This is a genomic window from Ruegeria sp. SATB045 (assembly GCF_059613525.1).
The window spans coordinates 383139-398101 of the sequence record NZ_JBXWSR010000028.1 but is presented as its reverse complement, the minus strand read 5'-3'; the positions used below and the strand labels follow the sequence as shown (position 1 = coordinate 398101).

Genomic DNA, 14963 nt, shown 5'->3' with positions numbered 1-14963 from the left:
TCGATATGCGCTAAAACGCCACAAACAGGCTGGAGACTCTGATGCGGTTGCCGCGTTCCATATTTGCCGTGACATTGGCTTTTGCGGTTGCAGGATGTGCCGATATCGGCCTGCGCCACCTTGAAGCGCCGGGGCCGGGGCCGGACGAGTTTTCCGTGCTGCCAGTGAAACCTCTGACGCAGCCCGAGGATTATCAGTTCCTGCCCGCTCCAACTCCGGGTGGTGGCAACCTGACCGACCCAACGCCAACAGCCGATGCGGTTGCGGCGCTTGGTGGCAATCCGGCAGCTCTGAATCCGAATACGGCGATTCCATCCACGGATGCCGCGTTGGTGACAGCCTCAAGCCGCTACGGCGTCCCGTCCAATACCCGTCAGGTGGTTGATACTGAGGATGCCGAGTTCCGTAGGAAGCAAGGCCGACTGACCCGTTTGCGTTTGTTCAAGATCGACCGCTATGAGCAGGTCTACCGGAAAGAGGCGCTGAACGCGGATCAACAGAACCAGGCGGCCCGTCGTGCAGGTATCGAAACGCCTTCGGCCCCTCCTTTGGATGAATAATCCTTAACTTTTCGTCATCGGCCTTGAACCTGCGCCGCACCACCGTAGTTTGAACCACAGCAAACTATACGGAGGATGCCCCATGGTTCGGGCCTTGGCACTGTCGGCTGCCCTGATCGCCGCCACCCCGGTCTTCGCCGAGGATGGGCAGGAGGCGGTCACTACCTTCACGCTTGATAACGGCATGGATGTCGTGGTGGTCGAAGATCACCGCGCCCCTGTGGTGCAGCATATGGTCTGGTATCGTGCAGGGTCTGCGGATGAGCCGATCGGGTCGTCCGGGGTGGCGCATTTTCTGGAACATTTGCTGTTCAAAGGCACGGATACGCTTGCACCGGGTGAGTTTTCGGCCACGGTCGCAGCCAATGGCGGTAATGACAACGCTTTCACCTCCTACGACTATACAGCGTATTTCCAACGCGTGGCCTCTGACCGACTAGAGCTTATGATGCGGATGGAATCCGACAGGATGCGCAATATTCGCCTGAGTGAGGAAGATATCCTAACCGAACGCGACGTGATCCTTGAAGAGCGTAACCAGCGCACTGAAAACAACCCGCGCGCCCTGTTTGGCGAACAGATGAGCGCGGCGCAGTACCTCAACCATCGCTATGGTGTGCCGATCATCGGCTGGCGGCATGAGATGGAGACACTGGACATGCAGGATGCGCTGTCCTTCTACCAGACCCATTACGCCCCCAATAATGCCATTCTGGTCGTTACCGGCGACGTCGATCCCGATGACGTAAAAACCTTGGCCGAGAAATACTATGGCGTCATTCCGGCCAACCCGGATCTGCCCGAGCGCATAAGGTCGCAAGAGCCGCCTCAGACCGCAGCGCGGAGGCTGACCTATAAAGATCCGCGCGTCTCGCAACCCTATGTTCAGCGCAGTTATCTGGCGCAAGAGCGCGACGCGGGCGCGCAGGAAAAGGCTGCGGCGTTGTTCCTGCTGGCCGAGCTTTTGGGCGGGGGCAATACGTCATACCTGTCTGAAAAGCTGCAGTTCGACCAGCAAAAGGCCGTATTCAGCGGTGCGTTTTATCGCGGGACGTCGTTGGATAATACAACCTTTGATCTTGTGGTCGTCCCGGCGCAGGGCGTGTCTTTGCAAGAAGCCGAAGATGCGATGGATCATGCTGTTGCGGATTTTATTGCCGAAGGTGTGAACGAGGAAGACCTGGATCGCATAAAGATGCAGTTGCGGGCATCGCAGACCTATGCGCGTGACAACGTGGACGGAATCGGCAACCGCTATGGCCGTGCTTTGACCACCGGTTTGACAGTCGAAGACGTGCAGGCCTGGCCCGATATTCTTCAGGCCGTTACCGGCGATGAGATCATCGCGGCCGCACGCGAAGTCTTTCAACTCGAAACATCAGTCACCGGGTGGCTGATGCGCGACGATGAGGTGACACAATGAAACGGATCTTTGCCACTCTGATCGCTTTCATTATCGCTTTGCCAGCCTGGGCCGAGATCGAAATTCAGGAAGTCACGTCGCCCGGGGGTATTACCGCCTGGCTGGTCGAGGATCATTCGATCCCCTTCACCGCGATCGAGTTGCGGTTTCGCGGCGGCACCTCGCTAGATGATCCGGACAAACGCGGCGCAGTATACCTAATGGCGGGCCTGATCGAAGAAGGCGCGGGCGATATGGACTCGCGCACCTATGCCCGCGAGTTGGAGTCTCTGGCCGCCTCTTTCCGGTATAACGCAACTGACGACCAGGTATCGGTGTCGGCGCAGTTTCTGACCGAAAATCGCGACGAGGTGGTCGATCTGCTGCGCGTAACTTTGCATGAGCCGCGCTTTGATCAGGACGCTGTGGACCGCGTGCGGGCGCAGGTTCTGTCTGGGCTGCGCTCGGATCAAACCGATCCCAATGACATTGCCGGTCGCAACTTTGCCCGCATGGCCTATGGTGATCATCCCTATGGGTCCGAGGGCAAAGGGACCATCGACAGCGTCACCACCCTGACGCGGGACGATATTGTCACGGCTTACGAAAATGTGTTCGCCAAGGACCGCATGTATGTTGGCGCAGTTGGCGACATCACGGCCGAGGAACTGGGCGTGCTGCTGGATAAGCTGTTGGCCGACCTGCCCGCAAGCGGCAAACCGATACCGGGCCGTGCTCAGGTGACCATTCCCGGTGGTGTAAGCGTGGTCGAATTCGACACTCCGCAATCGGTGGCATTGTTTGGCCATGAGGGGATCGACCGTGATGATCCCGACTTCTTTGCGGCCTTTGTTCTGAACCACATCTTGGGCGGGGGTGGTTTTGAAAGCCGCCTGATGCATGAGGTGCGTGAAAAACGGGGCCTTACCTATGGTGTCAGCACCTATCTGGTGCCCAAGGATTTGGCCTCGGTTTATCTGGGATCCGTGTCTTCGGCCAATGATCGTATTGCCGAGGCCGTCAAAGTCATTCGTGACGAATGGGCCCGCGCGGCAGACGAAGGTGTGACGCAGACGGAATTGGATGAAGCAAAGACCTATCTGACCGGTGCCTACCCGTTGCGCTTTGACGGAAACAGCCAGATCGCGTCGATCATGGTTGGGATGCAGATGGAAGACCTGCCGATCGACTATATCGCGACACGCAACGATCAGGTGAACGCCGTTACGTTGGAGGATGTGAACCGCGTTGCATCCGAGCTGTTGGATCCAGAAGGGTTGCATTTCACCATTGTCGGCAAACCCGAAGATCTGGACGGTTGATCCGGTTAGGCAGCGGCGGGTCTTTTCTGGGCCAGTAACGTATGCTTGTTGCTGCTCAGCAGCTTTTGCCGCGCATGTCTGAAATGCGCGGCCTTTAGCGCATCATCAATATGTCTGTTTCGTTTGAGCAAGCGCGTCAGCTTGATGTTGTCGAAGACCAGGCATCTGGTCGGTTCGGTTGCGATGACGGTGGCAGTTGCGGGCAGGCCAAGGCCGAAGGTCAGCTCTCCGAGTATTTCATCCGATCCGCAGCAGTTGATCACCTGACCGTCTTTCAGGATCGTGGTTCGACCGGTCAATACAAATCCCAGAAAATCGGTGGTCTTGCCTTCTTCGATCAGGATATCCCCGGTTGGGAACTCTTTCACGGTGGCCGTGTTCAGCAACCTGCGGGCCTGATGGGGTTTTAACGATTCCAGATGTAGTGCGATGAATTGGCGCTCGTCCTCCGAGAACCGCACCAAGTGCCGGGACAGGTAGCCTCGCAATAGACCAAGGACCGAGATCAGAATATATGCCATCTGGATGATCGAACCCGCCAGATTGAATTCTTCAGCCATACTGAGCAGGACGCAACTGGCGGCGATAATGGTCAGGACGGGGTAAAGGATTCCTGTTCCCCTGATGACACCCATCTGCAGCATGAAGTAGTTCAGAATGTACAGTCCGGCGCCGCAGACGCCAACCAACGTGACAATCTGTAAAGAGGTTGAGAAATCAATCGGTAAACTCAGCATGAAAAAAGGCCCATTCTGGATTAGAATGGACCTTACGTTGGGTCAGGCAAGCGGCTTTGTCTGTGACCCCATTCACAAAATGTCTGCACATGAGCGGGCTTTCGCCTGCGTCCTGTGTTGCTTTACTCGCCGTAAGGCACCCAGATGTTCTTGACCTCGGTCGCGGCCTGCAAAAAACGGCGTGTGTGGTCGATGCTCCAGTCGGTTGTCGCGCCGTTATTGACCCATGTACGTTTCAGGTTCCCTGCAGATACAACCTCAATCTCTTTGGACAGGTCAGTGGACGAGAACGTCCAGACCGCATCCACGTTCATGTGTGAGGCAAGTGGTTTCGCCAGCTCCGCGTGACTGCCGGTCAGGATGTTGACCACCCCTGCGGGTAAATCCGAGGTTTCAAGGATCTGATAGAAATCCGTTGCAGCCAGTGGATAGGGTTCGGAGGCCGCCAGCACCACCCGGTTGCCCATCGCAATTGCGGGGGCCATGGCCGAGATCAGGCCCAGCAAAGGTGCCTCATCCGCGCACAGTGCCCCGATCACGCCAACAGGTTCCTTCATCGCAAGGGCAACACCCCGGATCGGTACGCCATGGACCTGACCGTCATATTTGTCGGCCCAGGCCGCGGCGCTGAACAGGCGCTGGATTGATTCCTCAACCTCGGCCGCGCCGGTTTTGCCACCGGTCATGGTGTCGATCCGGGTGGCGAACTCATCCGCGCGGGCCGAGAGGTTTTCGCCGATGTAGTACAAGATCTGCGCCCGCAGATGGCCGGTGGTCTTGGACCAGCCTTTCGCGCCCGCCGCGGCTTCTACCGCGTTGCGCACGTCCTTGCGGTTCGCCAGACCCACATGGCCCAGCAGGCCGGATTTACCCCAGACGGGTTTCGAATAGCCTCCGTCCGGTCGCGCTTGCTTTTCACCCACATACATCTTGGCGGTGCGATCAATAGGATCAACCGGCGCGCCTTGGCCCATTGCAGCCTCGACCTTTGCCAGCGGCTTGGTCTTGCCTTTGGGCTTGGTATAGGCGGCCAGCCCTTCCCAGCCGCCTTCACGGCCAAAGCCGCTTTCGCGCACTCCGCCGAACCCGGCAGCGGCGTCAAACAGGTTGGTGGCATTTACCCAGACCACGCCCGCAACCAGTTTGGGCGCGATATCCAGCGCGAGGTTCACATTCTCGGTCCACACGGTCGCGGCCAGCCCGTAACGGGTGTTATTGGCCAGTTCGACCGCCTCAGTGGGCGTGCGGAAGGTCGAGGAGACCAGAACCGGGCCAAAAATCTCCTCTTGCATCAGCGGATCGGATGTCTCCAGACCCGAGATCAGCGTGGGCGGATAATAGCAGCCGTTCTCGGGCAGCGCGCAGGCCGCCTGATAAACCTCACCTGCGGTGTTGCTGTCGACCATGCCTTTGATCGTCTGCAACTGGATCGGGTCCACAACCGCGCCCACGTCGATGCACTTGTCCAGAGGATCACCGATGCGCAAGCCGTCCATCCGCGCGCGCAGCTTGGCGTGGAAACGGTCGGCAATGCCTTCCTGCACTAACAGGCGCGAGCCCGCACAGCAGACCTGACCCTGATTGAACCAGATCGCATCGACGAGCCCTTCGATGGCGCTGTCGATATCGGCATCGTCGAACACGATATAGGCGGATTTACCGCCCAGCTCCAACGTCAGTTCCTTGCGGGATCCAGCAGTCGCCTCGCGGATGCGTCGCCCAACGGTGGTTGAGCCGGTGAAGGCAATCTTGTCCACGTCGGCGTTGACGATCATCTCACCCACCGCGCCGTCGCCGGTGACGATATTGACTACGCCCTTGGGCAAACCGGCTTGCGTGCAGATGTCAGCAAACAGCAGCGCAGTCAGCGAAGTGTACTCGGCAGGTTTCAGAACCACCGTGTTCCCCATCGCCAGCGCGGGCGCGATCTTCCACGCCAGCATCAGCAGCGGGAAGTTCCACGGGATGATCTGCCCGCAAACGCCCAAAGCCTGCGCATCGGGCAACTCACTCTCCATCAACTGCGCCATGCCAGCGTGGTAATAGAAATGCCGCTGGGCGAGAGGGATGTCGATGTCGCGCGATTCACGGATCGGTTTGCCGTTGTCGAGGCTTTCCAGCACCGCAAACAAACGCGAATGTTTCTGCAGGAGGCGCGCAATGGCATAGAGATACCGCGCACGTCCCGCGCCGCCCAGTTTCTCCCACTTGGGTTGTGCTTTGCGGGCGGCCGCCACGGCGGCGTCCACATCGGCCTGTTTGGCTTGGGTCAGCTTTGCCAACACCTCTCCGGTCGCAGGGTTGCGGCTGTCAAAGCCTTTGCCGGGTTTGGTAAAGGCCCCGTCGATATAGTGGCCGAATTTGTCACCCTGATCGACCAGCCAAGCCAGCGCCTCGGCTGCGCTTTCGGGGGCGGGGCCGTAATCCATGGTTTCGAAAATTTCTTTGACTGTCATTGTTCTTGTCCTCAGCCCATGGAGTGACGGTAGCCAGCCGAGTACGCCCCGGTGACATAATGTTCCAACTGCCGCTCGATATCGCCCAGCAGTGACGAGGCGCCGAACCGAAACAGGTCCGGCTCCAGCCAGCGATCGCCCAACTCGTCCTTGATCAGCGACAGATAGACCAGCGCATCCTTGGCCTTGGAAATCCCGCCCGCAGGCTTGTAGCCGACGCGGTATCCTGTGCGGTCATAGTAATCCCGGATCGCGCGGATCATCACCAGCGACACGGGCAGGGTGGCGTTGACGCTTTCCTTGCCGGTCGAGGTCTTGATGAAATCCGCCCCCGCCATCATGCACACGACCGAGGCGCGGGCTACATTGCGAAGGCTGCCCAGCTCACCGGTGGCCAGAATGGCTTTGACATGGGCATCGCCACAGGCGGCGCGGAAGGCCTTCATCTCGTCATACAACGCCTGCCAGTCACCCGACAGCACGTGGCGGCGCGAGATCACGATATCGATTTCCTCGGCCCCGGCCTTCACGCTTTCTTCAATCTCGGCTACGCGCAGATGGAAAGGCGACAAGCCCGCCGGGAACCCGGTCGAGACAGCAGCCACCGGAATGCCCGTGCCTTTCAACGCCGCAACAGCGGGTTCGATCATGTCGTGATAAACACAGACCGCGCCAGTGGTGATCGGCGGCATATCCATTGCCTGCAGCAGCGCGGGCGCAACGGGCTGGCGCGCCTTGGCGCACAGGCGGCGCACGCGGCCCACCGTGTCATCGCCCGACAACGTGGTCAGGTCGATCATCGTGATCGCCTTCAGCAGCCAAGCGGCCTGATAGTCTTTCTTTACCGAACGACGACCGGGCAGGGTGGCGGCACGGCGTTCAATGGCCGAGGTGTTGGCCTGCACGGCGCGCACCCAGTCCAGATCCAGATCCATGCCCGGATTGCGGGGTTCGGTCACTTGCGGCAGATGCGCGGTGCGCACGGCGCTGTCAGGGCTCTGCGTTTCCATTCTCACATCCTTTGGGAGGTTTGCGCCAAAATCGCACGGGTTGCGCCCAAATGAAAGGCAAACCGGCAATTCAAAGACAACTTTTTGTCCATTTGGTCAAAAATAAATGCTTTGTTGCGAATAATTCGCAATAGCATTGACTAACTTGCGAATGGTTCTCATATTAATGGTCGTGGGGATATCAGATCGGGGTCTGACATGATTCGTCGTAACTTTCTTGCTGCGTTGGCTTTGGCTGTCGCTTTGCCAATTTCGGCCCATGCCGAAACGCCACTGAAAGTGGTTGCGACGACCGGTATGATTGCCGACGCCGTGCGCCAGGTCGGTGGCGATCAGGTCGAGGTCAAGGGCCTGATGGGCCCCGGCGTAGATCCGCACGCCTATCGCCAGACCCGCAGCGACATCGTCGCCATGACGCGGGCCGATCTGATCCTGTGGCACGGTCTGTACCTTGAGGCGCAGATGGAGGATTTCTTACACGATCTTGGCCGCAAACGGGCGGTGGTGGCGGTGGCCGAAGGGTTGGACCCCGCGAAACTGCGCGCCCATGACGATTACGCCGACAAATACGACCCGCATGTGTGGATGAGCCCGGCCCTGTGGCGCGATGTGGTGATCGAAGTGCAAGAGGCGCTGGCCAAAGCACGCCCCGAGGCGGCCGAAACTTTTGCCACCAACGCGCAAGCCCATCTGGCCGAGATCGACCAGTTGGAAATCTATAGCCAGCAAATGCTGGCTGCTGTCCCAGAAGGTAACCGTATTCTGGTAACTGCCCATGACGCCTTTGGCTATTTTGGAGCGGAATACGGCTATCAGGTGTTGGGTGTTCAAGGTATTTCGACCCAATCCGAGGCCGGATTGAACCGGATCGGTGAACTGGTCGATACGCTGGTTGATCAGAAATTGACGGCGGTGTTTGTGGAAAGCTCGGTCTCGGACCGGTCCATGCGCGCACTGATCGAGGGCGCTGCGGCCAAAGGTCATGAAGTGGGTGTCGGCGGAGAGCTGTATTCCGACGCCATGGGCGAACCGGGCACTTACGAGGGCACCTATATCGGGATGTTGGATCACAATATCACCGTCATCGCAGGTGCGCTGGGGGCGGATGTGCCCGCACGTGGCATGAACGGCAAATTGTCGGCGGGGTTCTGAGATGACACTTGAGCTGGCCGCAGATCACGGAATTTCGGTTCAGGAAAACGGGGTGGAAAGCAGCCCTCTGGCCATTCGCGGGCTGACCGTGTCCTACGGCCAGAAACCGGCGGTGTTCTCGGTGGACATGACCGTTCAGCCGGGCGCGATGACCGCCATTATCGGGCCGAATGGTGCGGGCAAATCAACGTTGCTCAAGGCAGCACTGGGGATTGTGCCCGCGCTGTCGGGCCAGGTGACGGTTTACGGAGACGCGCTTGAGAAACAGCGCGCCCGCATCGCCTATGTCCCGCAGCGCGCCAGCGTGGATTGGGATTTCCCGACCCGCGTGATCGACGTGGTGCTGATGGGCCTCTCGCGCGAGTTGGGTCTGCTGGGCCGCATTCGGGGTCGTCATCGCGCGCGCGCGATGGATTGCCTGAACCGTGTCGGTATGCGTGATTTCGTGGACCGTCAGATCGGTCAGCTTTCGGGCGGTCAGCAACAACGTGTCTTTCTGGCCCGCGCTTTGGCGCAAGGGGCTGATCTGTATCTGCTGGACGAACCTTTTGCCGGGGTCGATGCGGCCACCGAAAAGGCCATTATCGCGGTGCTGAAAGCGCTGAAAGAGGCCGGGAAGACCGTGGTTGTCGTGCATCACGATCTGGCCACCGTCACTGACTATTTCGACCATGTCTTCCTGATCAACACCAGCAAAGTGGCCGAGGGCCCGGTAGAGCAGGCTTTCACCGCCGAGACACTGCAAGCCGCCTATGGGGGCCGTCTGGCGACTGCCCAGATCGACCAGATCTCGCGCGCGCTGGGATAATCCATGTTTTGGGACGCCTTGACCCTTCAGCTGGGCTATAACGCCTCGCTGGTCGCCATCGGGGCTGCGCTGCTGGGCGTGTCGGCGGGGGTGACGGGCACGTTCCTGTTTCTGCGCAAACGGGCGCTGGTCAGCGACGCGATCAGCCATGCAACGCTGCCCGGTGTGTGTCTGGCCTTCATGTTGCTGGTCGCCTTTGGCGGCGACGGACGTAATCTTCTGGGACTGCTGGCTGGTTCGGCCCTGTCGGCTTGGGTCGGCTTGCTATGCATGAACTGGCTGACTCGCCACACGCGACTGGCCGAGGATGCCGCGATCGGTGCGGTTCTGTCGGTGTTCTTTGGCTTTGGCATAGTGCTGCTGACCGTCATCCAGACCATGGGCGTGGGTCGTCAGGCGGGGCTTGAAGGGTTCCTGCTGGGCTCGACCGCCGGGATGCTGTGGGCCGATGCACTGGTCATCGCGCTGGGCGGGGCGGCCACGCTGGTACTGGTGATGATCCTGCGCCGACCGATGACGATGGTGGCCTTTGACCCCGAATATGCCGCTGCGCGCGGGTTGCCGGTGCATCGTATCGACCTCGCGATGATGGGGCTGGTGATGGCCGTCACGGTGGTGGGGCTGAAAATCGTCGGGCTCATCCTGATCGTGGCCCTGCTGATCATCCCCGCCGTCACGGCGCGGTTCTGGACCGAACGGTCCGACCGCGTGGTGCTGCTGGCCGGGATTGCCGGAGGGGTCTCGGGCTATGTGGGCGCGGCGCTGTCGGCCTCGGCCCCGAACCTGCCGACGGGTCCGATCATCGTGCTGGTAAGCTTTGCCCTGTTTGCCTTGTCGCTGCTGCTGGCCCCGGTGCGCGGCGTTCTGGCCGCCGTGCTGCGCCATCTGCGGTTTCAGCGCCGGGTGCATATCCGTCAGGGCCTGCTGGCGCTGGCGCAGGGGCAAAAGATCTATGAACCCCTGACCCTGCGTCTGTTGAAGCGCGCCGGTCTGGCCCGCGCTGATGGCGTCGCGACCGAGGCCGGAAAAGCCCGCGCCGCCAAGGCTCTGCGGGATGAAAAACGTTGGGAAATTGTCCGCGCGGATCAGGCGCATGAGGCAACAGCGGCGCTGTATGATGGCTTGCGCGATATCGATACCGTCCTGACCCGCGACCAGATAGCTGAGATCGACCGCCAGATCGGCGGCCCGCAGGGAGTGATGGCATGAGCGGTGAAGAATTTGTCCCCCTGTCCCTGACGCCCTTGCTGATTGGCACCTTTGCGGCCATTGCCTGCGCGCTGCCGGGCAACTTTCTGGTGCTGCGTAAACAGGCGTTGATCGGCGATGCGATCAGCCATGTGGTGCTACCGGGGATCGTCGTGGCCTTTATCCTGACCGGAGCAATATCCACATGGCCCATGATGCTGGGTGCGGCGGGGGCCGCAGTGGTCGCCGTTGTGATGATCGAAGCGATCCGGCGGCTGGGCCAGATCGAACCCGGTGCCGCGATGGGTGTGGTCTTTACCACCATGTTCGCCGCCGGGGTGCTGTTGCTGGAACAGACCGATACTTCGACCGTGCATCTGGACGTAGAACATGCCCTCTATGGCAATCTGGAAAGCCTGATCTGGCTGGATGCGGTAGGGTGGTCTTCATTGCTGGATCTGACCGCGTTGGCTGGGCTGCCACCTGAACTGCCGCGCATTGCCGCGACTTTGCTGGGTGTAACGCTATTCATCTGGTTGTTCTGGCGACCGTTGAAGATTTCCACCTTCGACGAAGGGTTCGCCCGCACTATCGGCATCCGCACAGGGGCGCTGGGCCTGGCGCTGGTGGTGGTTGCGGCGATTGCGGCGGTGGCGGCCTTTGACGCGGTGGGGTCGATCATCGTGATCGCCATGTTCATCTGCCCCCCCGCCGCCGCGCGGATGATGACCAACCGGTTAGAGAGTCAGATCGCTTGGTCGGTTGCCTTTGCAGTGGTTTCGGCCGTTGCGGGCTATGTTCTGGCAGGCTACGGGCCGCTTTGGTTGGGTATGGCTGATGCAGTCAGTGCGGCCGGTATGATTGCTGCAGTCGCTGGTTTGATCCTGGCCGCAGCTGCGATATGGGGGCCGTGCCGGACCCGCGCCGGAGCGCCGGGGCAACAGCCCGGTATCGGCTGAACTCCGCCCAGATTTACGCGATGGTCACAGTTAGCAAGCCTCAATGTGGGTTTCGTGTTACGGAATGTTCACATAAGGCGAACGACCACCACTCACTTTGGACCGTTCGGGCAATCGTTGCCTCTGTGTTGCCACGACGGCTGACACGACGATTGTCCGAACGCCCCCCTCATTCCTTAAACAGTTCAGCGTAAATCAGTGGTAGAATCGCGCACGCATGTGCTAGGTCTAGGGGTATGGCGCAGGCAAACCCCAATATCAGCGATACCCGTCCCGTAATACGACAGTTGGACGATGCTGCGATCAACCGTATCGCGGCAGGCGAAGTGGTCGAACGTCCGGCCTCGGCAGTCAAAGAGCTGGTGGAAAACGCCATTGATGCGGGGGCCAGCCGGATCGCCATCGACATTGCCGATGGGGGTAAGACGCTGATTCGCGTCACCGATGATGGTTGCGGGATCGCGGCCGATGATCTGCCACTGGCGCTGTCGCGCCATGCGACCTCCAAGATCGATGGGTCAGACCTGCTGAACATTCATACCTTCGGCTTCCGGGGCGAGGCGCTGCCCTCGCTGGGCGCGGTGGGTCGACTGACCATAACAAGTCGCGTGGCCGGGGATGAGGCGGCGCAGATCAACGTCTCGGGCGGCAGGATGGGGGCGGTCAAACCCGCTGCCCTGCGCACGGGCACGGTAGTCGAGCTGCGCGATCTGTTCTTCGCCACGCCCGCCCGGCTGAAGTTCATGCGCACCGACCGGGCCGAGGCGCAGGCGATCAGCGACACGGTCAAACGTCTGGCCATGGCCGAGCCCGCGATCACCTTTACCTTGCGCGATGTGTCGGGCGGGGGCGAGGGGCGCGTGACCTTCCGCGCCGACCGCGAGAATGGCGATCTGTTCGATGCGTTGCACGCCCGTCTGGCCCGCGTGATCGGTCGCGAGTTTGCCGAGAACGCCCTGCAGATCGACGCCACGCGTGAGGGGATCAGGCTGTACGGTTACGCCGCCCTACCGACCTATTCGCGGGGTGCGGCGGTGGCGCAGTACCTGTTCGTCAATGGCCGCCCGGTGCGTGACAAAATGCTGACAGGAGCGCTGCGGGCGGCGTATTTCGATTTCCTCAGCCGGGATCGCCATCCGGCAGCCGCGCTGTTCATCGACTGTGATCCGACGCTGGTCGACGTGAATGTGCATCCGGCAAAATCCGAGGTCCGGTTCCGCGATCCCGGCGTGGCGCGGGGGCTGATCGTGTCTGCCCTGCGGCACGCGCTGGCCGAGGCGGGACATCGGGCCTCTTCGACCGTGGCCAATGCGACTTTGGGCGCGATGCGGCCTGAACCGGCACAGCCTGCGCCCGCGCGGGTCTATCAGATGGACCAGCCGTCGCTGGCAGCCCGGCAGGCATCCTACCAGGCGCAGGCGCCGGGCTTTGCGGAACTGTCGCAGGATTACAGCGGTAGAATTGTGGAGCCCGCACCCGTTGTCGCAGAAGGACCCCCGGCGCAGGATCTGCCGCTGGGCGCGGCGCGCGGGCAGGTGCATGAGAACTACATCGTCGCCCAAACCGCCGATGGCATGGTGATCGTCGATCAGCACGCAGCGCATGAGCGGCTGGTCTATGAGAAACTCAAACGCCAGATGGCGGAAAACGGCGTCGCTGCGCAGGCGCTGCTGATCCCCGAGATCGTGGAACTGTCTGACAGCGATTGTGCCCGCCTGATGGCCTTGGCTGACGACCTGACCCGCCTTGGCCTGACGCTGGAGCCCTTTGGTGGCGGAGCTATTGCCGTGCGCGAAACCCCAGCCATTCTGGGCGAAGTCGATGCCCGCGCGATGATCCTGGATATCCTTGATGAACTGGCCGATCAGGGCGAAAGCCAGACGGTTCAGGCGCGGATTGAGGCGATCCTCAGCCGGGTGGCCTGTCATGGCTCGGTCCGGTCGGGCCGCCGGATGCGGGCCGAGGAAATGAACGCCCTGCTGCGCGAGATGGAGGCGACGCCCCATTCCGGCCAATGCAACCACGGGCGGCCAACTTATGTGGAACTCAAACTGTCCGATATTGAACGGCTGTTCGGGCGCAGTTGATCCCTCCACCTGCGTGCGGTATGAGGAATAAAACAAGAACATCCGAGGCGACATGATCGAGATTTCTGGCACCCAAATCGCCCTAAACGACCCCGTGATTCTGATCGGCGGCGGGTTGGTGGCGCTGATCCTTTTACTGCTGTTTCTGTCGCTGCGTGCGGCGCAGCAGTCCGCCCGCATGGCTGAACCTCTGGCGCGGCAGATGGCGCATCTGGGCCAGCACGTGCAGCAATTGGGACAGGGGCAGGAGCAACTCCGTGGCGGGTTGCAGCATGTTTCAGACACGCAGGCCAATGCGCAGGTACAGGTGATCCAGACGGTCGAATCGCGCCTGTCCTCGGTGCAGCAGCAGATGAATGACCGGCTGGCGGATAATGCGATGAAATCCGCGCGTGCTTTGGCCGAGATGCAGGAGAGGATGAAGGAATCGCTGCATGGCTCGTCGAAACAGACCGCGACCTCGCTGACCCAGCTGCAGGAGCGCCTCGCCGCCATCGACAAGGCTCAGGACAATATCACCAAACTGTCGGGCGATGTGCTGTCGCTGCAGGATATCCTGTCGAACAAGCAGACGCGCGGCGCGTTTGGGGAAATTCAGCTGAATGATATCGTGTCCAAGGCGCTGCCCTCGGACAGTTTCCGACTGCAGGCGACCTTGTCGAACGGGCGGCGCGCCGATTGCCTGATAAACCTGCCGAACCCACCGGGCCCTATCGTGATCGACAGCAAATTCCCGCTGGAGGCCTATGAGGCGCTGATCGGATCGACCAGCGATGCCGAGCTGAAAGCAGCGGTGCAGATGTTCCGCAGCACAGTTCGCAAGCATATCAACGACATTGCCGAGAAATACATTCTGGATGGCGAAACCGCCGATGGCGCGCTGATGTTCCTGCCGTCCGAGGCGGTCTATGCCGAACTGCACGCCAAGTTCCCGGAATTGGTGCAGGAGAGTTTCAGCAAGCGCGTCTGGATCGTCTCGCCCACCACTTGCATGGCGACGCTGAACACCATGCGCGCGATACTGAAAGACGCGCGAATGCGGGAACAGGCGGGCGCTATTCGCAAGGAATTGGGGATGCTACACAAGGATGTGGAGCGCCTTGGCGACCGGGTGTCCAATCTGGACCGCCACTTTGGACAGGCGGCTAAGGATATCTCGGAAATCAAGATCAGCGCCGAAAAGGCTGGCCGCCGGGCGCAGCGGCTGGATAACTTCGATTTCGAGGAACTGGCCCCTGACGATCACTCCAACGTGGTGCCGCTGGGCAAGACCGAAGGCTAG

12 protein-coding genes are annotated in these 14963 nt (G+C 60.6%); 9 read left to right on the top strand and 3 right to left on the bottom strand.

All coding sequences use genetic code 11. The features are described from left to right. Positions 1 to 41: 41 nt before the first annotated feature. The 3 genes from AC2FNR_RS17175 to AC2FNR_RS17165 all read left to right on the top strand — a co-directional run bounded on the left by AC2FNR_RS17175 (position 42) and on the right by AC2FNR_RS17165 (position 3284). Positions 42 to 560 carry a DUF3035 domain-containing protein gene (locus AC2FNR_RS17175; RefSeq protein ID WP_496850295.1) on the top strand — a complete coding sequence of 173 codons (519 nt, stop codon included), beginning with the start codon at positions 42 to 44 and terminating at the stop codon, positions 558 to 560. A gap of 82 nt (positions 561 to 642) precedes the next feature. After that, a complete protein-coding gene (locus AC2FNR_RS17170; protein WP_496850293.1) occupies positions 643 to 1983 on the top strand; it encodes a M16 family metallopeptidase in 1341 nt (446 codons plus the stop codon). Continuing rightward, complete coding sequence (locus AC2FNR_RS17165) at positions 1980 to 3284, top strand: M16 family metallopeptidase (protein ID WP_170755993.1); 1305 nt, start codon at positions 1980 to 1982, stop codon at positions 3282 to 3284. Before AC2FNR_RS17170 ends, AC2FNR_RS17165 begins: the two co-directional genes overlap by 4 nt. 5 nt (positions 3285 to 3289) lie before the next feature. Here the strand turns inward: AC2FNR_RS17165 and AC2FNR_RS17160 are convergent, their stop codons facing one another. The 3 genes from AC2FNR_RS17160 to deoC all read right to left on the bottom strand — a co-directional run bounded on the left by AC2FNR_RS17160 (position 3290) and on the right by deoC (position 7487). Beyond that, positions 3290 to 4021 carry a Crp/Fnr family transcriptional regulator gene (locus tag AC2FNR_RS17160; protein ID WP_496850291.1) on the bottom strand — a complete coding sequence of 244 codons (732 nt, stop codon included), beginning with the start codon at positions 4019 to 4021 and terminating at the stop codon, positions 3290 to 3292. 122 nt (positions 4022 to 4143) lie between these two features. After that, positions 4144 to 6477, bottom strand: coding sequence for an aldehyde dehydrogenase family protein (locus tag AC2FNR_RS17155; RefSeq protein WP_496850289.1), 2334 nt, complete (start codon positions 6475 to 6477; stop codon positions 4144 to 4146). 11 nt (positions 6478 to 6488) lie between these two features. Further along, positions 6489 to 7487: a deoxyribose-phosphate aldolase gene (gene deoC, locus AC2FNR_RS17150; RefSeq protein WP_496850287.1), complete on the bottom strand. Its 999-nt coding sequence runs from the start codon at positions 7485 to 7487 to the stop codon at positions 6489 to 6491. 198 nt (positions 7488 to 7685) lie between these two features. Here deoC and AC2FNR_RS17145 point away from each other — a divergent pair, with 198 nt between their 5' ends. The 6 genes from AC2FNR_RS17145 (at position 7686) to AC2FNR_RS17120 (ending at position 14963) form a co-directional block, all read left to right on the top strand. Further along, positions 7686 to 8639, top strand: a complete 954-nt coding sequence (locus AC2FNR_RS17145) for a metal ABC transporter solute-binding protein, Zn/Mn family (RefSeq protein ID WP_496850285.1) — start codon at positions 7686 to 7688, stop codon at positions 8637 to 8639. A gap of 1 nt (position 8640) precedes the next feature. Next, positions 8641 to 9447 (top strand): metal ABC transporter ATP-binding protein, encoded by an 807-nt coding sequence (locus AC2FNR_RS17140; RefSeq protein ID WP_496850284.1) that lies wholly within the window; start codon positions 8641 to 8643, stop codon positions 9445 to 9447. A 3-nt stretch (positions 9448 to 9450) separates the two neighbouring features. Then, positions 9451 to 10656 carry a metal ABC transporter permease gene (locus tag AC2FNR_RS17135; RefSeq protein ID WP_496850282.1) on the top strand — a complete coding sequence of 402 codons (1206 nt, stop codon included), beginning with the start codon at positions 9451 to 9453 and terminating at the stop codon, positions 10654 to 10656. Next, positions 10653 to 11594 carry a metal ABC transporter permease gene (locus tag AC2FNR_RS17130; RefSeq protein ID WP_496850280.1) on the top strand — a complete coding sequence of 314 codons (942 nt, stop codon included), beginning with the start codon at positions 10653 to 10655 and terminating at the stop codon, positions 11592 to 11594. The genes AC2FNR_RS17135 and AC2FNR_RS17130 overlap by 4 nt, the downstream gene beginning before the upstream one ends. A gap of 236 nt (positions 11595 to 11830) precedes the next feature. Next, on the top strand, positions 11831 to 13681 hold the full coding sequence (gene mutL, locus AC2FNR_RS17125; protein ID WP_496850278.1) for a DNA mismatch repair endonuclease MutL: 1851 nt from the start codon (positions 11831 to 11833) through the stop codon (positions 13679 to 13681). A gap of 52 nt (positions 13682 to 13733) precedes the next feature. Then, a complete protein-coding gene (locus AC2FNR_RS17120; RefSeq protein WP_496850276.1) occupies positions 13734 to 14963 on the top strand; it encodes a DNA recombination protein RmuC in 1230 nt (409 codons plus the stop codon).